The 18843-nt window shown below is 59.2% G+C and carries 17 protein-coding genes and 2 pseudogenes; 8 read left to right on the top strand and 11 right to left on the bottom strand.

The window, feature by feature from the left end; all coding sequences use genetic code 11:
* Nucleotides 1-25 precede the first annotated feature (25 nt).
* Nucleotides 26-118: pseudogene (locus HMPREF2779_RS01415) on the bottom strand (Hg(II)-responsive transcriptional regulator); the annotation flags it as partial.
* The gene (sepH, locus tag HMPREF2779_RS09280) at nucleotides 117-1295 is read right to left on the bottom strand and encodes a septation protein SepH (RefSeq protein ID WP_199774544.1); all 1179 of its coding nucleotides are present in this window, start codon (nucleotides 1293-1295) and stop codon (nucleotides 117-119) included. The gene sepH and the pseudogene HMPREF2779_RS01415, both read right to left, overlap by 2 nt.
* Nucleotides 1296-1621: 326 nt before the next feature.
* On the opposite strand from sepH, the gene HMPREF2779_RS01405 reads away from it, so the two are divergent.
* The 5 genes from HMPREF2779_RS01405 to HMPREF2779_RS01385 all read left to right on the top strand — a co-directional run bounded on the left by HMPREF2779_RS01405 (nucleotide 1622) and on the right by HMPREF2779_RS01385 (nucleotide 4820).
* Nucleotides 1622-1921, top strand: coding sequence for a DUF4193 domain-containing protein (locus tag HMPREF2779_RS01405; protein ID WP_005506382.1), 300 nt, complete (start codon nucleotides 1622-1624; stop codon nucleotides 1919-1921).
* 260 nt (nucleotides 1922-2181) lie between these two features.
* Nucleotides 2182-2628, top strand: a complete 447-nt coding sequence (dut, locus tag HMPREF2779_RS01400; RefSeq protein WP_199774543.1) for a dUTP diphosphatase — start codon at nucleotides 2182-2184, stop codon at nucleotides 2626-2628.
* Nucleotides 2629-2705: 77 nt separating this feature from the next.
* Nucleotides 2706-3503 carry a DUF3710 domain-containing protein gene (locus tag HMPREF2779_RS01395; protein WP_105360637.1) on the top strand — a complete coding sequence of 266 codons (798 nt, stop codon included), beginning with the start codon at nucleotides 2706-2708 and terminating at the stop codon, nucleotides 3501-3503.
* Nucleotides 3503-4042 (top strand): hypothetical protein, encoded by a 540-nt coding sequence (locus HMPREF2779_RS01390; RefSeq protein WP_049362060.1) that lies wholly within the window; start codon nucleotides 3503-3505, stop codon nucleotides 4040-4042. Before HMPREF2779_RS01395 ends, HMPREF2779_RS01390 begins: the two co-directional genes overlap by 1 nt.
* The gene (locus HMPREF2779_RS01385; RefSeq protein WP_105360636.1) at nucleotides 4032-4820 is read left to right on the top strand and encodes a DUF3159 domain-containing protein; all 789 of its coding nucleotides are present in this window, start codon (nucleotides 4032-4034) and stop codon (nucleotides 4818-4820) included. Before HMPREF2779_RS01390 ends, HMPREF2779_RS01385 begins: the two co-directional genes overlap by 11 nt.
* A 118-nt stretch (nucleotides 4821-4938) precedes the next feature.
* Here HMPREF2779_RS01385 and HMPREF2779_RS01380 read toward each other — a convergent pair whose 3' ends face one another.
* Both HMPREF2779_RS01380 and HMPREF2779_RS01375 read right to left on the bottom strand, forming a co-directional pair.
* Nucleotides 4939-5592: a potassium channel family protein gene (locus HMPREF2779_RS01380; protein WP_005506372.1), complete on the bottom strand. Its 654-nt coding sequence runs from the start codon at nucleotides 5590-5592 to the stop codon at nucleotides 4939-4941.
* Entirely contained in the window at nucleotides 5593-6459 is an 867-nt protein-coding gene (locus HMPREF2779_RS01375; RefSeq protein ID WP_070484239.1) for a potassium channel family protein, read from the bottom strand. It lies immediately after the preceding gene.
* Between the two features lie 193 nt (nucleotides 6460-6652).
* On the opposite strand from HMPREF2779_RS01375, the gene HMPREF2779_RS01370 reads away from it, so the two are divergent.
* The 3 genes from HMPREF2779_RS01370 (at nucleotide 6653) to dxs (ending at nucleotide 12952) form a co-directional block, all read left to right on the top strand.
* On the top strand, nucleotides 6653-8788 hold the full coding sequence (locus tag HMPREF2779_RS01370; RefSeq protein ID WP_105360635.1) for an APC family permease: 2136 nt from the start codon (nucleotides 6653-6655) through the stop codon (nucleotides 8786-8788).
* Nucleotides 8789-8989: 201 nt separating this feature from the next.
* Complete coding sequence (locus tag HMPREF2779_RS01365) at nucleotides 8990-10654, top strand: class I SAM-dependent RNA methyltransferase (protein ID WP_105360634.1); 1665 nt, start codon at nucleotides 8990-8992, stop codon at nucleotides 10652-10654.
* A gap of 225 nt (nucleotides 10655-10879) precedes the next feature.
* Nucleotides 10880-12952 carry a 1-deoxy-D-xylulose-5-phosphate synthase gene (dxs, locus tag HMPREF2779_RS01360; protein WP_105360633.1) on the top strand — a complete coding sequence of 691 codons (2073 nt, stop codon included), beginning with the start codon at nucleotides 10880-10882 and terminating at the stop codon, nucleotides 12950-12952.
* 152 nt (nucleotides 12953-13104) lie between these two features.
* Here dxs and HMPREF2779_RS01355 read toward each other — a convergent pair whose 3' ends face one another.
* The 7 genes and pseudogenes from HMPREF2779_RS01355 to HMPREF2779_RS01325 form a co-directional block, all read right to left on the bottom strand.
* Nucleotides 13105-13635 (bottom strand): Rieske (2Fe-2S) protein, encoded by a 531-nt coding sequence (locus HMPREF2779_RS01355; RefSeq protein WP_105360632.1) that lies wholly within the window; start codon nucleotides 13633-13635, stop codon nucleotides 13105-13107.
* Between the two features lie 212 nt (nucleotides 13636-13847).
* Complete coding sequence (locus HMPREF2779_RS01350) at nucleotides 13848-15113, bottom strand: HRDC domain-containing protein (protein WP_105360631.1); 1266 nt, start codon at nucleotides 15111-15113, stop codon at nucleotides 13848-13850.
* A 225-nt stretch (nucleotides 15114-15338) separates the two neighbouring features.
* On the bottom strand, nucleotides 15339-15818 hold the full coding sequence (gene msrB, locus HMPREF2779_RS01345; RefSeq protein ID WP_105360630.1) for a peptide-methionine (R)-S-oxide reductase MsrB: 480 nt from the start codon (nucleotides 15816-15818) through the stop codon (nucleotides 15339-15341).
* A gap of 87 nt (nucleotides 15819-15905) precedes the next feature.
* A complete protein-coding gene (ybaK, locus tag HMPREF2779_RS01340; RefSeq protein WP_105360629.1) occupies nucleotides 15906-16406 on the bottom strand; it encodes a Cys-tRNA(Pro) deacylase in 501 nt (166 codons plus the stop codon).
* 122 nt (nucleotides 16407-16528) lie between these two features.
* Nucleotides 16529-16741, bottom strand: a complete 213-nt coding sequence (locus HMPREF2779_RS01335) for a hypothetical protein (protein ID WP_158676572.1) — start codon at nucleotides 16739-16741, stop codon at nucleotides 16529-16531.
* 304 nt (nucleotides 16742-17045) lie between these two features.
* Nucleotides 17046-18055 (bottom strand): annotated as a pseudogene (locus tag HMPREF2779_RS01330) (YeiH family protein).
* Nucleotides 18056-18154: 99 nt separating this feature from the next.
* On the bottom strand, nucleotides 18155-18640 hold the full coding sequence (locus HMPREF2779_RS01325; RefSeq protein ID WP_233992184.1) for a DUF6318 family protein: 486 nt from the start codon (nucleotides 18638-18640) through the stop codon (nucleotides 18155-18157).
* Nucleotides 18641-18843: the final 203 nt, after the last annotated feature.

The following is an 18843-nucleotide window of genomic DNA, read 5'->3' as shown; positions in this document are numbered from 1 at the left end:
AAAGCTCCTTTCGTTAATTAATCTCTCATGTTAATGTTTCTATTATTGGACACGAATGTAATTTCTTTTCATCTGGACATCGTTGTTTTAAGTCGTCTAACATAGTTTCAAATCGCTTACTTGCGGCCGCCGAAGATGATGTCGTCCCAGGCGGGAACGCTCACGCGCTGCTTCTTCGAGGAAGACTTGGGCTTCTCGGCCGCGGAGGCGGGCTCAGGCTGTGCTTCAGCTGCGGGCGCCTCAGCAGCGGGTGCGTCCTCGACGGGTGCCGGCAGGGCGAAGGACTCGACCGGAACGGAATCAACGGGTGCTTCCGAATCCACAGCCAGCGGGTCGGTGGTTTCGACGGTGGTTTCTGCGGTGGGCTCGGGTGCAGCAGGAGCCGCAGGTTCTACCGGCGCAGACACACCAGACACACCAGACACACCAGATGCAACAGGTGCCGCGGGTGCAGCCGGTGCTACAGGCTCAGCGGGCTGAGCGGACTCGCGGTGCACGAACACCTCAGGCTCCTCAACCTGCGCCGGGCGCACCGAGCGGGCGCGCTCCAGAAGCTCCTTGAGCTTACGCTCATCAGCGCTCTCAGAGGAAGTAAGGGGTGCCGGTGCGGGCTCGGGTGCCTTCGGCAGACGGGCGGGAGGAACCTCCACGGGAGCCTTCTTCGCGGCGGCGGCAACAGCGTCCTCACTATTGCCCATCAGGAAGTACGCCGCCTCATTCGAAGCGTATAGGCCCTGGTTCGCCGGGTTGTACACCCAACGTGCGGGGAAGACGACCTGTGCGGGCAGGTTCTGACGCACCGAATCCTTCAGCGCAATATCAACCTCAACGCGCCACTGGCCATTCTCCTGCTGGCGGGTGGTCCAGTCCTGGGTTGCGTCCTCAAAACCGTAACGCTCGGAGACTTCCTCAATGCGGGCGCTCAGGGTCACGGGAATCTGTGCGGTACCCGAAGCGGAGCTACGGCGACCAATCTTCACGCTCTGAGCGGCACGAATAATGTGGGCACGCTCAGCAACAATCGGCCACTCGTAGCGGCGCACGCGCTCCGGCTCCCAACCGGACTCTTCAGCGATTTCCTCAACGGAGGCACCCTGACGGAAACGGGTCTGAATATCGCGCGGACCGAAGGTGCCCTTAGCACCCAGACCGCGGGCGGGCTGAATACGGCGAGCCTTGGTGATGCTCGTGCGCAGGTTCGCGTCAATCGGCAGCAAGAAGCGGGTGCCGTCAGCAGACTCAAGCACCAGATTTTCGCCGTCATCGTGAACGCCAATCAGACGCAGTTCAAGCATGAGAACCTCCATAGGTGAACCGGACGCGTTCGTGAATGTGTTGCACGGAACGCAAACTACCTACCAGGGTACCGTGAAAGCGCGGTAAATCAGTAGCGGAGGCGGGATTTTCACCAAAAAAAGATGTACTTTTCGCACCGAAAAAGCTAGAATGTGACGCCTAAACAGTCCAAAGCCTACCCAGGATTAGACAAATAGGGTGCCAATGGTGAACAATACCTGGCATGCCGTCGGGGTTAAATACACACCAGCGGCACCTAGAGCACTCATTAAACCAGCGTGGCCTAGTCCAACACACAGCCACAGAACCAACGGAGCGTGAAAGTTTGGCAACTGATTACGATGCACCTCGCAAGCAGGACGAAGAACAGAACGAAGAGTCCTACGAGGAGCTGAACGCCCGCCGTTCCGAGATGCAGTCCGGTGCGGTGGACGAAGACGAAAACAGCGCAGCAGAAAGCTTCGAGCTGCCCGGTGCTGACCTCTCCAACGAGGAGCTGAACGTTGTTGTTCTGCCCGCTCAGGACGACGAGTTCACCTGCGCATCCTGCTTCCTGGTGCGTCACCGCTCGCAGATCGCACGCGAAGAGGGCGGCCTGTCCTACTGCATCGAGTGCGAGGGCTAAAACTTTAGGGAAGGGCTAACACCCACCCGACATACACCTCATGACGGGGCGAGTGCCGAGTGCACCCGCCCCGTTGAGTATGTGAAAGCCGCGCACGCAAGAACAGTGCCGCGTCGCACCCCACACGGCACGCTGTGGCACACCATGGCACGCTGCCGCACGTGCTGAACGCGAACATGCAACGAAAACACCCCGCAGTAGAGCCTCAACACAGCGCGAGGTGATGGCACAGACACCCGCGAAAGGTTAGAGTATTGACCATGATGACCCCCGTAAACGTCCACATTAAGCTGCTCGACCCCGAGCTGCCCGCACCCGCCTACGCAAAGCCCGGCGATGCCGGCGCTGACCTGCGCTCCCGCATCGACTTCGAACTGGAACCGGGCGAACGCGCCCTCGTCCCTACCGGCGTGGCAATTGCCCTGCCCGAAGGTTACGTTGGTCTAGTGCACCCGCGCTCCGGCCTGGCGATCAAGAACGGTATCACCATTGTGAACGCACCCGGCACCGTTGATTCCGGCTACCGCGGCGAGCTGATGGTCACCCTGCTCAACACTGACAAGACCAAGTCCTTTCACGTGCAGCGCGGCGACCGCATTGCCCAGTTGGTCATTCAGAAGTACGAGCACGCAACCTTTACCGTGGTGGATGAACTGGAACAGACCGAACGCGGCTCCAGCGGCTTCGGCTCTAGCGGAATCCACTAGTCTGCTCTCACCGCGATTGTCGCACGAGAGAAGAGAAGAAACCCCCGCACCCTGCGTGCGGTGAAAGTAGGAATACCATGTTCGGATTTGGTAAGAAGAAGCGCGCCGCCGAGGTTGAAGAGGCAAAGACCGAAGAGGCAGTCGAGGCGACCGAAGAAACCACTGAAGCTGAGGAAATCGAGGCTGAGGGTGCCGAAGCTGACGCACCCGAGGTCATCAAGTACGACCGCATCAACGGTCCGCACGACATTGAAGAAGTCACCGCCGAAGACCTCGAAGACTACGTCGACCTGGGTGCACTGCGCATCAAGCTGCTCGACGGCATGAACCTGCGCCTCGAAACTGACGACGCAACCGGCGCGGTGATCGCCGCAACCATCACCCGCGACGGCGCAACCCTGCAGGTGCAGGCATTCGCCGCACCGCGCACCACCGGCATTTGGGACGACATCCGTCACGACCTGACCGAGTCCGTCGCATCCCAGGGCGGCATCGTCGAAATCTACGCCGGCGTATTCGGTGCCGAGATGCTGACCCGCCTGCCCGCCGTCACCCCGGACGGTCAGCCCGGTGAGCGTATCGCCCGTTTCGTGGGTGTGGACGGCCCCCGCTGGTTCCTGCGCGGCGTCATCTCCGGTGCGGCTGTGCTCGGTGACGATAAGGCTGCCGCCTCCGTGGAGGAAGTCTTCCGCACCGTCGTGGTGGACCGTGGCGACGACCCGCGCCCGCCGCGCGAGCTGCTGCCCATGACTCTGCCCGCCGACCTGGTCGTTGCGGCTGAGGAAGAGCCCGCCGTGGAGGAAGAAACCGAGAACGAGCACAGCAAGCTGCGCCCGATGCCTCGCCGCGGCCCTGAGATTACCGAGATTGGCTAATGCCTGAGTTCTCGAACTACTCGAGTGCGCTCGCGGTTCCTGAGGAGCAGATTCTTGCTCCCGGGTACCCCGAGCGCTTTCGCGTACGCCTTGCCGGACGCGTGGAGCAGGTATGGCTGCCTGCGCTGCAGGATAAGCCGATGTACCGTGCCGAGCTGGTGGTGGCTAAGTCTAAGCCCCTGCAGTGGTCGAGCCCGCTGGCGCTGATTGGTATGCCGATCGTGGAGCCGCCCGGTGAGGACTTCGAGGAGGAATCCGAGGACCCCGAGAAGCAGCACCATCTGAACACGGCGTCTTTGGCGACCGTGGCGGTGCAGGAGCCTCACGAGGTGTCTTTCCCGCCGTATGCGCCGTTCAACCCGGGGGATAGGGTGCTGCTGAAATGGCAGGGGCAGCGGATGGTGCCCGGTGTGCTTGCCGGTGCGTTGTTGCGCTGTTCCGGTGTGGTGTCGGTGAGGGCTCATCAGCCGGTGATTTATAACCCGCGCTATGAAATCGTGCCGCAATTCTTTGCTGAGAAGGGAAAACATGAGCGCTGAGCAGTCTTCGACCCAGCCCGATCCGAACACTAACCCCGCAACTAGCCCGGTTGCTGACCCGGCGCAGGAGGAGAATCAGCTGGCGCAGAGCCTGAGCGCCTCCATGGGTGCGAATATGCGCCGCACTGCCAACGGTGATGTGGATATTCTGCACGCTATCGGCGGCTGGCGCGGCCTGGTTGAATCCTCCCTGCCCGCTGTGGCGTTCCTAGTGTTGTTCACCGTGACGAAGGAACTGAACCTGTCCCTGATTGCGGCGTTGGCTGCGGCGGGCGTGTTCACGCTGATTCGTCTGGTGCAGGGCTCTAAGCTGGTGAGTGCGCTGACCGGTCTGGTGGGCGTGGCGATTTGTGCGTTTGCCGCGTACCGTACCGGTAATGCGAGCGACTACTTTGTGGTGGGCTTCTGGACGAACGGCGTGTACATCCTGGCGTATCTGCTGTCGATGCTGGTGCGTTGGCCGCTGATGGGTCTGATTTTTGCGGTCATTCGCGGTGAGGCGCTGAGCTGGCGCCAGAACCCGGTGCGCCTGCGCCAGTACATGCTGGCGACCTGGATTATTACCGTGCTGATGATGCTGCGCCTTGCCGTGCAGGTGCCCCTGTATTTTGCGAATAATGTGGAGGCGCTGGGCGCGACCCGCCTGATTATGGGTCTGCCGCTGTACGCTTTGGGCGTGTGGCTGGCGTGGCGTGTGTCGGCTCCCGAGGAGGCACCGGTGAGCGAGGACCCCGAGGCTGACGAAACTGCCGAAGTTGACGGTTCAGAAAGCCGCTAACCCCACAACTTCATACGTAGAAGAACTTCATAGAAGTATGCGAATGCCTCGGTACTCTATGGGTGACCGGGGCTTTCGCCTCCTCAAAAACTTACGTATAAACGCTATGCGAACAGTGCTATGCAAATAGTGCGCGGATCTGATCCTCACCAGCAATGGTCGTGATGAAGAACAGCTCGTCGCCGCCCTCAATCGCCACGTCCGCGCTGGGCGGGATCGGGGCGCCGTCACGCAGAATTGCGGTGAGCACCGTATCAACGGGCCACTGCACGTGATCCACGCGGTAACCGATGACGGGGTGGTCATCCGGCACGGTGTACTCGGCGAGGGTCGCGCCGCCAGCTTGCAGAGTCAGCAGGCGCACCACGTCGCCGACTTCCACGGCTTCCTCGACGAGGGCGGTCATCAGACGCGGGGTAGACACCGCAACGTCCACGCCCCAGGAATCGTCAAAGAGCCACTCATTACGCGGGTTGTTCACGCGCGCCACGGTGCGCGGCACACCAAACTCACTGCGCACCAGCAGGGAGACCATTAGGTTTGCCTTATCGTCACCGGTTGCGGCAACGACCACGTCCGCCTTGTTCGGGTGCACCTGGCGCAGTACGGACAGTTCGCAGGCGTCACCAATATGCCAGCGCACGCCGGGCAGATCGGCGCGCTTCTTGACTTCGGGCTTGGAGTCGATGATGGTCACGTCGTGGCCGTTCATCATGAGCTCTTTAGCGATGGAGGCGCCCACGGAACCGGCACCAACAATGAGGACCTTCACTTACTTCTCACCTTTCGAGGAGTCACGATGGCGGCCGATGAGTTCGAGGGGGTCGGGCAGCTCCGGGGGAGTGTCACCGAGGTGAAATTCATGCTCGATAACGGGGCCGTCGTTGTGCTTCTGCTCGGCGGGTTTCTTCGGGGCGTGGGGGTGCTTGCGGTGGCCCGAGGCGGGGGCGTAGTTCGCCTCCACTTCTTCGTCTTCAACGCGCGGCGGGCGGGAGAGAATACGGGTTACGTCCGCAACGTCGTCGGTGCGCATCATGACGTGCACACTATCGCCCTGCTGGTAGGCGGAATCCGGGCGGGGGAGCATGCCCTCACCAAAGCGGGTGATGTAGGCGATGCGCACCCCGGCGGCACGTTCGATACTGGTCAGGGCGTGACCCGCCCAGCCGTCGTCGAGCGGAATTTCGGTGAGCATGAGGCGGCCCGAGGGTTCACGGAAATCACCCTTGAGCGCCTGCTCGGGTAGCAGGCGGCGCAGCACCTGGTCGGTGGACCAACGCACCGAAGCGACCGTGGGAATGCCCATGCGCTGAAAGAATTCGGCGCGGTTCGGGTCGTACACACGCGCCACAACGTTCTTCACCTTGAACATTTCGCGTGCCACACGGGCGGCAATAATATTCGAGTTATCGCCCGAAGAGACGGCGGCAAAAGCGTACGCCTCGGTAATACCGGCACGCTTGAGAGTGTCCTCATCGAAACCGACACCGGTCACCAGACGTCCCTCAAAGCCCTTACGCAGCGGCTGGAAAGCACGTTCGTCCTGGTCAATGACGGCGACCGTATGCCCCGAAGCTTCCAGAGTGCGCGCCAACATGACGCCCACGCGTCCGGCACCCATAATGACGAAGTGAGGCATACATCCCTCCGAGTGTTGATGTTTTACGGTGATAAAGCGTTACCGCCTACCTCTACCAGTGTAATGGGCGGGTGAGCCTCCACGCCGATGCTCCGTGATATTCCGCTCGCAATGCCCACTATTCGGCTGAATAAAATTGAGCTTTGAAGCCGCGACCGATAGCCTTAACAGCGTGAGGAATCGTTGGGATAGGATGCGCATCGCCCTGACCGGTCAGCCGGTCAGCACGCGAAATCTTTCGGCAGTCGCGCTGCCGAAGCGCTATGCCCTGCCTCTTTTCGGTGCCGACGGCATTTCTTCGGTCGCCTACGCCGCCGACCAGATGATCCTGACCCTTGCCGCTGCGGGTGCGTCTGCGCTCGCTTTTTCACCCTGGATTGGTTTGGGCGTGGCGATGGTCGGTCTGTTGGTGATTGGCACGTACCGGTACAACATTAACCAGATTGCTTCCGAGGGCGATATTCAGCTGGTGTACCGCAAACTGGGTGCGCTGCCCTCGATCGTGATGGGTGCATCCTCGCTGATGGACTATATGCTCACGGTGGCGGTGTCTATGTCTTCGGCATCCTCGTTTTTGGTGGCGCTGTACCCGCAGATTCAGGATTGGCGCACCCTCATTGCGGTGCTACTCATTGTTGCCCTGACGCTGTTTGCGTTGCGTGGAGTGCAGCTGCTGGGAAAGATCGCGTACTGGCCGCTGTACGTTTTCTTGGCGCTGTTGGGGGTCACCCTCATTGTGGGTTGGGTTCGTGCCTCCACGGGTACTCTGCCGCTGGCTGAATCAGCGACCTATGTGATTGCCCCCGAATACCACGATCATGCTCTGGAAGGCCTGGCGCTGGTGCTACTTCTGGCACGTTCGTTCTCTGCTGGCTTGGTGGCGTTCTCGGGTGTTTCTACGATCTCTAATTCGGTAAAGTATTTCCGCCGCCCGAAGAAATATAATGCGGCGGTCACCATGATGCTGATGGGCCTGATTACCTCGGTCCTGCTGGTGAGCCTGCTCGGTTTTGCGGCGGCAACCCGCGTGCACATGGTGCACGATACGACCCGTTTCTTGTTCATTGACGGGCACACGCCGGGGGAGTATTTCCACCAGAAGCCGGCGCTGTATCAGGTGGCTTTGGCGATTTATCAGGGTGTGCCGTTCTTCGCGCAGCTGCTGGTGTTTGCGACGGTAGGCGTGCTGATTATTGCCTCACTGACGGCGTTTACGGGCTTCCCGGTGATTGCCTCGTCGCTGGCTGATTACCAGTACCTGCCGGTATTCTTCCGCAGCGTGGATTCACGCGGCCTGTACGCGAACGGTGTGCTGGCGCTGTCGGCATTCTCAATTTTCCTCACCTGCATTTTCGGTTCGGACGTGTACTCGCTGATTCAGCTGTACATTGTGGGCATGTGCCTGTCCATGATGCTGGTGCAACTGGCGGTGGTGCGTTACCGTATGCGCCTGCTGCGTATTACCCTCGCGCAGATGCCGCGCCGCGCCCTGCTACGCGATATTGCGGTATCTACGGTGGGTGTGGTCGTGACCACCGCGGTGCTGGTCACCATCGTGGTGACGAAGTTCGCTGCCGGCGCGTGGCTCTCCCTTGGAATGATTGCCCTGATGGTTGGAGGTATGGTTGTGACTCGCCGCCACTACGATGCGGTGGATGCCGCCCTGGACATCCCCCTGAACGCCGAATCCGTCGCGGATGTGGCGGCCCTGCCTTCGCGTGTGCACGCCATCGTGTACGTGGAGCGTGTGCGCCGCCCGGCGGTTCGTGCCCTCTCGTATGCGCGTGCCGGCCGCCCCTCCACGATTGAGGCGCTGACGGTCAACAACGACCGCGCCGCCCTGGAGATTGTGAAGAAACGCTGGTACGCCCTGGGCATTCCGGTGCCGCTGTCGGTGATTGATTCGCCGTACCGTGACACGGTGGAGGCTGTCGTCTCGTATATTCGCCGCCGCCGCAAGAAGTCACCGCGCGATATTTTGGTGGTGTACCTCCCGGAGTTTGTGGTGAAGCACTGGTGGCAGCGTATTCTGCACCGCCGCACGGTGCGCCGCCTCAAGCAGGCGCTTTTGCACGAGCCTGGCGTCATGACCGCGACCGTGCCCTGGGCGATGCACGAGGATGAGGTGTATGATGAGATTTTTGATCAGCGTTTACAAAGCGAAGAATCAACGGTAGAAGCAGAAGGCCCAACGGAAGCTGTCGCCCCGAAGATTACTCGTTCTGCAGGTGGCGGCCGTGAACTGACTCAGAGCAATCGCCACGCGGTGTACCGCGGCCGCCTGCACGAGGCGGACGCTGTGGCGCGCGAGAAGAAACGCCAGCCATAATAATCGCCCGGTACCTAGAAATAATTGCCCAGCGCCGAGCCCTGTCAATTGCCCCGCAACTTTACTTGAGCACCCCGCATAGCGCCTGGACTTTGCCTTTTGCAACCTATTTGGTGCCCCCTGTGGGGCGTCGGAACCGGAGTGAAGGCACAATCCGGTGTAAAATAGTTCACATTAAGTGATTCTTTAGGAGACAATGCTGTGACCCACACTGCTACCACGCCTGCCGCCTCCAACAACGTAGACGGATACAGCGTCGGGCAGACCCTCACCGTCACCTGTGAGGCACCCGCGCATGGCGGCGCTTTCGTAGCGCGCACCGAACAGGGCGTCATCTTCGTGCGTCACGGCATTGTCGGCGAACAGGCAGAAGTACGCATCACCGCCATCGGCCCCAAGCGCCGCTTCTACTTCGCAGATGTAATCTCCGTACCCGTACCCTCCCTGGTACGCCGCCCCCACCCCTGGATCCAGGCGGATGCGCTCGCCACCGAAGAGGAACGCGCCGCAGCAACCGGCGTACCCGAACTACTTGGCGGCATGGAATACGGCCACATCAGCCTGGCTGAGCAGCGACGCTACAAGACCGATATTGTCCGCACCCAAATCAACCGACTGGGCGGTCTGCCCCTCGAATCGCCCCTGCTGACCAACCTCATCGTTGAAGAGCTGCCCCTGCGCGATAACAACGAGGGCCTGTTCTGGCGTACCCGCGTGCGCTACAACGTGACCAAGATCCGCACCCAGCCCAGCGACCAGCAGAACAGCAACGAGCCCGGCAGCCAGAAGAACATTGGCAAGAAGAGCCCCGCCGTCACCTGGCGCGTCGGCATGCACCCCTACCGCGCCTCCCAGCCCGTACCGGTCGTAGACTTTCCCCTCGCCGCACTCGAACTGCGCAACCTAGAGCTTGAGCGGCTGAACCTGCGCGGCGTAAGTGAAGTCGAGGCAACCGTCTCCTCCCGCGGCAGGATCCTCCTGCAGTTCATCGTTGACCCGCGCTTCTCCATCGAAGAAGTCTCCAAGGACATCGAACAGCAGGCAGCCGACGCCTGGGGACTGCTCGCCAAGCGCAAGATCTCCCTCTTCTTCACCCCGCAGTCCACCTCCAACGGCAAACCCAAGCGCCGCCGCCCCGGCTCCGCCCACAGCCCCTACCGCCGCGTACCCGAAGGCGACCAGCTGCTCGGCGCGGGTCTGCGCTCCGTCACCGAAGAAGTCACCTTCGGATCCCGTCGATTCAGCTACCAGGTGTCCGCCGGCGGCTTCTGGCAGATTCACCGCGCCGCCCCCTCCACCATGGTCGGAACCATGCTCACCATGCTCCGCCCGCAGGAAGGCGAATGCACCCTCGACCTGTACGCCGGCGCGGGCCTGTTCACCGCCGCGCTCGCGGACGCCGTGGGCGCGACGGGTACCGTCGTCAGCATTGAGGGTTCCCCGGTGACCCATAAGGATGCGCGCTCGAACTTCGCGCCGGATGGTTGCTCCCGCACCGAGAACTCTGCGGACACCCGCATTGAGGTGATTCGCGGTGATGTGGCACGCCACCTGGTAGATCTGAAGACCGCCCTTGAATTTGGTGAAATCCCCGCTATTGATGCGGTGGTCCTTGACCCGTCCCGTGAGGGCGCGAACCGAACCACCCTGGAACGCCTGGATGCGCTGGACCCCAAGCGCATTCTGTACGTGGCGTGCGACCCGGCATCCCTGGGTCGTGACACCGGTATTTTGCGTGAGCTGGGTTGGGACATGGTGCAGCTCCGGGCGTTTGATATGTACCCGAATACGCATCACGTGGAGTCGGTGGCGCTTTTTGAGCGTGCCCCGGCGAAGCCTCGTCCGCGCCGCCGCCGCGCCAAGTAGCGCGCAGCTAGTAGCCGTAACAAAGAAGCAAATAATCGCAGTGTTGGGCAGGTTAGGCTGTTCACCAGCCTGCCCACTAGGAGTTATTTCAGGCCGTTTTCGCTCAACCCGGTGCGTCTTGCTCTGTGGGCGCATAAATCTGCTTTTTGGCACCGTAAACGGTAGAATCATTGAAGAACCAACGCACGGAATGAGCCGTGCCCCAACCTTGAGGAGTGTGGGTGTATGTCCGCTGAAAACGCATTGCCGCAGGAGGAGACCCCGAATAGCGCCGCCGGTGGCGCACCCACCGCCGACTACAGCATTGGCAATGGTGCCACTGCCAAGTTGCTCCCGGGTATTCAGTCCCCGGCGGACCTGCAGAACCTCAGCTACGAGCAGCTGGAGGAGCTCTCTAAAGAGATTCGCCAGTTCATCGTGACGAACGTGTCGGCGACCGGCGGTCACCTGGGCCCGAACCTGGGCGTTGTGGAGCTGACCCTCGGCATTCACCGTGTCTTCGAATCTCCCAAGGACAACATTCTTTTCGACACCGGCCACCAGTCCTATGTGCATAAGCTGGTGACTGGTCGTCACGCGTTTAAGACTCTGCGTCAGAAGGGCGGCCTGTCGGGTTACCCGGATCGTGGCGAGTCTGAGCACGACATTATTGCGTCTTCGCACGCCTCCAGCTCGATTTCGTGGGCTGACGGTATTTCTCGCGCGCACAAGCTCAACGGTGAAGATGATCGCTACACCGTGGTCCTCATTGGTGACGGCGCGCTGACCGGCGGTATGGCGTGGGAGGCTGTGAACAATATTGCTGCCGACCGCACCCGCAAGGTCGTGATTGTGGTCAACGATAACGGCCGCTCCTACGCGCCGACCATTGGCGGTTTCGCGAACCAGCTGTCTGAGCTGAAGCACGGTGTGCAACAGCAGGTGGATCGCGTGCGCCTCGATCACCGCTACGACAACGCCCTGGATGCGGTGCGCATCGGTCTGCAGCGTGGCGGCCCCGTCGGTCAGATGGTGTACCGCGGCCTGCACGGCATGAAGGCGGGCATTAAGGACGTCGTCGTACCCAAGGGCATTTTTGAAGACCTGGGTATGAAGTACGTGGGTCCCATTGACGGCCACGACCAGCAGGCTGTGGAGAACGCACTGACCGCGGCGAAGAACTACGCCGGCCCGGTGATTGTGCACGCCATTACCGAGAAGGGTCACGGCTACGCGCCCGCCCGCGCGAATGAGGACGACCAGTTCCACGCGGTGGGCCAGATTGACCCGCTGACCGGTGAGGATGTTTCGACCAGCACCTCCGAGTCGTGGACCGGTGTCTTTGGTAGCGAAATCGCAGATATTGCGGATGAGCAGGAGAACGTCGTCGGTATTACCGGTGCGATGCTCATTCCCGTGGGTCTGCGCGAATTCCAGAAGCGCCACCCCGAGCGCGTTATTGACGTAGGTATCGCTGAGCAGCACGCCGTGGCGATGAGCGCCGGCCTGGCGTACGGCGGCATGCACCCGGTGGTTGCCCTCTACGCAACCTTCCTGAACCGCGGTTTTGACCAGCTGCTTATGGACGTTGCCCTGCACAAGGCGGGCGTGACCGTGGTGCTGGACCGCTCCGGCATTACCGGCCCGGACGGCGCAAGTCACCACGGCATGTGGGACTTGGCGATGCTGCAGTTCATTCCGGGTCTGCACCTGGCGGCTCCGCGTGATGGCGCGACCCTGCGCGAAGAGTTGCGTGAGGCTGTAGCTATCAACGATGCACCGACCGTGATTCGCTACCCGAAGGGCTCCGTGGGCGAGGATATTCCCGCCCTGGAGCGTTGCAGCGACGGCGTGGACGTGTTGGCACGCACCGGTGAACCCCACCCGGAGACCGGTCAGCGTGACGTATTGTTCGTTGCCGTGGGCTCTATGGCTCGTGTGGCTCTGGAAGCCTCCAAGGTGCTTGCCGCCGAGGGTATCCAGTCCACCGTGGTTGACCCGCGCTGGGTGATGCCGGTGCCGTCTTCGGTTATTGAGTTGGCTCGTGATCACCGCATTGTGGTGACCATTGAGGACGGCGTGCGTTCCGGTGGTGTGGGTTCGCGCATCCGCCAGGAAATGCGTGCGGCTGGCGTGGATACCGCGCTGAGCGAGCTGGGTCTTCCGGCGGAGTTCATTCCGCACGCTTCCCGCGAGCAGATTCTGGAGGAGGTCGGCCTGACTGCCGAAACCATTATCGCGGACCTGCGTGCGCAACTGGCTGGCGATAAAGTTCCGTTCGCTCGTGAAGAGGGTCAGAAGCCGCGCCACACCCGCTAAGCGGTCGTACCTGAGTGCCCGCCTGAGCTTCTCTTAGTAGCGCGTCGCAATAGCAGGCATCAGTAGCAGCGGGCACCATAAGACAGCACAAAGCCCCGCCCATTAGTCGTGATGGGCGGGGCTTTGCTGTACGTAGGTTCTGAGCCGCCGGTTTAGGAATCGTTGGAGGTGTGGGTGACGAAAATTTTGCCGCCCTTCTCCTGCACCGGGTAGCTGGCAAGGGGTGACTCCGCGGGGCCGTGCACGACCGAGCCGTCAGATACAGCGAACTCGGAGCCGTGGCAGGGGCACACGATGCGGTTGGAATCCTGCACCTGCACCTGGCAGCCCTGGTGGGTGCAGACGGTGCTGAACGCCTTGTACTCGCCCGAAGACGGCTGGGACACAATAACGGTCGTGGAGCCGTGAGTCAGGCGTGCCGCCTTGCCCACGCCCACTGCGGAGGCGGAACCTACCTCAACGGTGCCTTCGGGTGCGGTAACGTTGGAGTCACCTTCAGCGCAGGAGGCGAGCAGCGCACCGGATGCGACGGCACCGGTGATGAGGGTTGCGCGGCGGGAAAAGACGTGTGCAGAAGAATCCGTCTCTGCGGTAGCTGCTGCGGCATCGACGGCATTAGATTCGACTGCGGCGGGGGAGGCACACGCCTTCTGAGAGCGGCAGCATCCGTTGGGTGCGGGCATAGTGGTTCCTTTCGTGTACTCTCTCCACCCTATGCCGGTTTGGGACAAAAATCGAATGAGAGCAGGCTAAGCTTGGTTCGCGTTTGCACCTCATGCAAACTCCCCGAGACAAAAACCCGAGACAAACTACCGAGGCACACAAAATGCCGGTCGGGCGGTCGCATCAGCAACGCACCCAACCGGCACACACATCTATTCAACGTTAGAGAAATCTACCCCAGGTGGCGGGCAAAAATCGGCGCAATCACGGGGGCAACCAGACCCGTCTGCCACGAACGCGCACCGTACTCGGTGAGCGCATCCCGCAGGGTCTGCTCGTCAAAACGAGCCGGCGGCTCCCAGCAGAGGCGGCGAACATAATCGGTCGTGATCAGGTTCTGCGCCGGAATATTCAGCTCCTCAGAGAGCTCATCAATTGCCTGACGGACCTCGGTGAACAGCGCCAAGTTCTTGGGGCGCTTGGACTCCCACGCCTTCAACGGCGGCGGGGCAGTAGACGGCAAAGTGAACGGTACGGCGTTCTCACCGCGTGCTGCCGCGGCAATAGCACGCACCCAGCGCGGGCCCTCACGACGCAAACCACGCGTCTGAAAACCAGGAATCGACATGATAGCGGGCACGTTACGCGGCATGGTGCGTGCCGCCTCCACAATCGCAGAATCGGGCAGCAGACGCTTCGTGTCAACGTCCTTCTTACGCGCCAGCGAGTCACGCTCAAGCCACAGGTTACGCAGCGCCGTCAGTTGCTTGACCGAACGCAACATCGTGCGGCCCTTCGTCTTACGCCAACGCTCCGGCTGATCCGCAGGATCCTTCACCGGGGTCTTGCACAGGTACTCGAACTCCTCCAAGGCGTACTGCAACTTACCCTGCTGGCGGAGCAAATCCTCCAACGCGTCACGCAAATCAATGAGCACGTCAACGTCCAGCAGCGCATAGTTCAGCCACGACTCCGGCAGGGGACGGCGCGACCAATCTTCCTTCGAGTGCTTCTTCGCCAGCTTATAGCCGAGCAGCTCCTCAACGGTCGCACCCAGGTTCACGCGCTCCAGACCGGCAAGACGTGCACCAAGCTCCGTATCAAACAGACGGTTCGGACGCATACCGAGCATATCCAGGCTCGGGAAGTCCTGAATTGCGGCGTGAATAACCCACTCAGCATCCGCCAGAGCATCGTTAATAATGCGCAAATCCTTAAACGCCTCAGGGTCAATCAGGTACAGCTGATCTTCACGCTTGAGCTGCACCAAAAAAGCACGCGAACCGTAGCGGATGCCCTGGGCACGCTCTGTATCAACAGCCACCGGGCCGGACGCCGCCGCCAACTGCTCAGCGGCACGACGCAACCCGCTTTCCGTGTTGATAAGGGTCGGAATCGGTGCGGAAGGGGTCTCCAGAGGAACAACGTCCGGAACTTCGATACCGTTAAGGGTCAGCTGAGGGGTGCCTGCGGCATTCTGTTCAGCTGCGGTACTCATGCACTCAATCCTTTTCCTCTGTCTGATTCGACGCGCCCATACGATGCGCCAGATGCCCGGGTAAGCGTATGCCCGAGCAAACACGAGCCCGGGCGGGGTGGCGTGCCCGCGAAGGCACTACGCCATTCTACCCGCCCGAGCTTAAAGCCTCGAATTTAGAGAGACTCACAATAAGGGGTTCACCGGCGTGCCCGCTGGGAGCACCGCCGGGGTTTATTCGGCGGCTTACGCCTTGTCAGCTGATGCCTCGTCAACCGGAGTATCACCAGGCTGTGCTTCACTAGGCTGTGCTTCATCGGCCGGGGTCAGCGTCAGACACACCGAATTAATGCAATACCGCAAATCCGTGGGAGTCGGGTAGCCCTCACCCTCAAACACGTGACCCAGGTGCGAATCACAGGCGGCGCAACGCACCTCCACACGGCGCATACCGAACGTCGTGTCCTCCAGGTAACGCACACGGTCCTCAGCCAGCGGCGCGAAAAACGACGGCCAACCACAATGCGAATCGAACTTCTGATCGGAACGGAACAGCTCCGTACCGCAGGCACGGCAAGAATACACACCCTCCGTGTGGGTGTTCCAGTACTCGCCCGTGAACGCGCGCTCGGTGCCGCCCTCACGCAGAACAGCGTACTCTTCAGGCTTGAGAACCTCACGCCAGTTCTTGGCGATAGCACCCATGCCGGGTAGCGAATTGCCCATCATGACTCCTTCAGTTTGCTCTCATGCCCAGACTCTTACGGCATATGTAACGCCGCGGCCGGGCGGATTATTCCCGCTGAGTGCGGACTAAGCGCGGATGTCCGCGTACTTGCCGTTGGTGAGCTTCAGCAGGTCGTCCGGGGCGAGCTCAACGTCCAGGCCGCGCTTACCGCCAGAGACCATGATTGTGTCAAAAAGCTGCGCAGACTCATCGAGCAGGGTGGGGGAGGGGGTCTTCTGACCCAGCGGAGAAATACCGCCCACCACGTAGCCGGTGCGGCGCTCAGCGACCTTCGGGTCGCACATGGAGGCGCTCTTCCAGCCCAGTGCCGCCGCGGCAGCCTTAATGTTCAGCTTGCCAGACACGGGTACGATCGCGACCGCGAAATCCTTCTCGTGCACAATCAGCAGGGTCTTGAACACCTGCTCTTCGGAGACGCCGAGGTTCTTCGCGGCCTCTTCACCAAAGGAGGTGACGCCCTCAACGTGCTCGTATTCACGCATCTGGAAGGGGGTGTTCGTCTCGGTCAGCAGTGCTACGGCGGCGGTTGCTGCGCCGCTCTTCTTACCTTTAGTTTTCTTAGCCATACAACCATTTTACGGAAGTCACCATGCGCCGATACCTATACGCCGAGAAGCCACATGTGTTTCGAAAAGCCACAACAATGGTGGCTTCTCGAAACACATGTGGCTTCTCAATGGTTATGGGGTTATTTCAGTAGCCGTTTTTCCTTCAGCTGCTCTTGAGAAAGCGAGCCAACGACAGTCCAAAATCCATCTGAATATTTGAGAATGTAAGCGCCGTTATCGTCCCCTTCGGCCGTATTTTTGTCTTCGGTGTATGACCCGTCGGGTTCAACGTACATTGCGAATTCCCAAATGTGTTTCAGCATGAGAGTGTATTCTTTAGTTTTTTTCATCATAGATAAACTGGCCATCGAGCTGATATTTGTCGAGACCAGTAATAATCCATCCGCCGCACTTATAAAGACGCTCGATGTATCCGTAGAACTTTCCTTTGTCAGCTCCCGGCTTCACATATGCTTTGGCGTGTTTAAATATCAAAAAATTAGTGAAATGGATAGGGGATATCCCTTTTTGTTTTGCTTTAAATCAGATTTTTGGATGGAATGGTAGATGATAAGACAAAATATCTTTGAACATAAGACAAACGCCAAAAATGACGCTTGTCTACGTTCTGAGGTGGCCTTTAGGCTCCCTTTTTTCTTAGTAAATACCGATGAGTAATTGCATGCCAAGACTAGTCAGGATGATAGCAATCCAGCAAAGGGCTCCAAGAAAAATGGATTTTCCACTGGATTTGATCATAGCAATGAGGTTGGTTTTGAGACCAATAGCACTCATAGCCATGATGATGAGGAATATGGAGAGTTGTTTGAGAGGTGAAAAGAAGCTATTGCTGACACCGAAAGATGTGAGAAGAGTAGTTAGCAGAGAAGCTAGGATAAAGTAGAGAATGAAAACGGGGAAGATTTTTTTAAGCTTCACTTCTTGGTTGTTGCCTTGTTGACGGCTTTGCCAATAGGAGAGGAAGAGAACGATAGGGATAATAGCTAGAGTACGTGTTAGCTTGACAATAGTTGCAGGCTCAAGAGTGTTTGCATTGTAAAGACTATCCCAGGCACTAGCAGTAGCTGTCACAGAGGAAGTATCGTTGACCGCAGTACCGCAAAGAGAGCAAAACCTTCGTTGGAAAGATGGAGCCAAGAACCTAGAGTTGGAAAGATAAGAGCTGCCAAGACATTGAAGAAAAAGATAACAGAAATGGCTTGGGCCACTTCTTTTTCCTTGGCGTGAATAACAGGAGCAGTCGCTGCAATGGCAGAACCGCCACAGATAGAAGAACCTACACCGACCAAGGTAGCAAGCTTTGTATCCAGATTAAAAAAGCGTTGGAAAAAGAAAGCAATAATTAAAGCGATAGAAATGGTCGAAATGATGACAGGAAGGGAAGATTTTCCAACTGCGAAAACTTGTGAGATACTGAGTCCAAACCCAAGCAAAATAACAGCATACTGAAGCAATTTTTTGGAGCTGTAAGTCAAACCGGCATCCAGTTGTGTATAGGAAGTGAGAAAGGGATGGAGAATCATTCCGATAAAAATGGCGAAAACAGGTGCTCCCACAACAGGCAGAAATCCTCCTAAAACCCAAGAGATGATAGAAATGATCAGACAGACTGACAGTCCTGCCCAATTTTTTGATAGAAATGACATAAAAACCTCCGAAAATAAGTACTTCTTATTATGATCTTTTCTGTCAGAAAAGTAAATTAGAAAGTAGGAATACAGACCCAGCCCGGGGAGCGCACCACCTCAGCCTCCGCGCTGATAAAGGCGTTCGATATCCTTGAGGAACTTAATATCCTTCTCGTAGGTATCCAGCATATAGGGCCATACATACTGCATATCACCGGTCTGAATACCGTAGTTACGGGCTCTGACCCAATCGGTCATCATCTCACGAAGACCAGCAAAGGTTTCAGGGTACTGTTGCGGCTTAGCCTTCGGAAGAGGGACGTTCTGAGCTATACCGTATGCATCAGCTTTGCGGTACTCGCCGTCGGGTGCTTTAGAATTACCTGAATACCCGCGAGTTACTCTCGGAGTAGCGGAAGCAGAAGCGGCATCCGATGCCGCCGCAGAAGCCGAAACGGTCTCACTCGGCGCAGCGGAAGTCGTGGCTGCCGCCTCATTATTTGCCTGCTGGCCACACGCCGCAAGCAGGGCACCAAAGCCCACAAGCACGCCGCTGCTCAACAGTGCGCGGCGGTAAGAATAACGGAAGTCATGGAAATACATTCCTCGTATCGGTGTGAAGTGTGAATAGGTGGCTGGCTAGAAACCGGAAGACTAACCAGCCGAAGGGGAAGAACCCCCGATAGCTGAGAAGCCACATGCGTTTCGAAAAGCCACAAACAAAGTGGCTTCTCGGCGAACATGTGGCTTCTCAGCGTAAGACCCGCGGCGGGCTTTACATGTCGGGCCAGTCGCGGTGCAGCGAA

It is taken from the genome of Rothia sp. HMSC069C03 (assembly GCF_001811075.1).
GTDB lineage: Bacteria > Actinomycetota > Actinomycetes > Actinomycetales > Micrococcaceae > Rothia > Rothia mucilaginosa.
The sequence above is the reverse complement of the archived record's forward strand: the minus strand, read 5'-3'. Positions and strand labels throughout refer to the sequence as shown.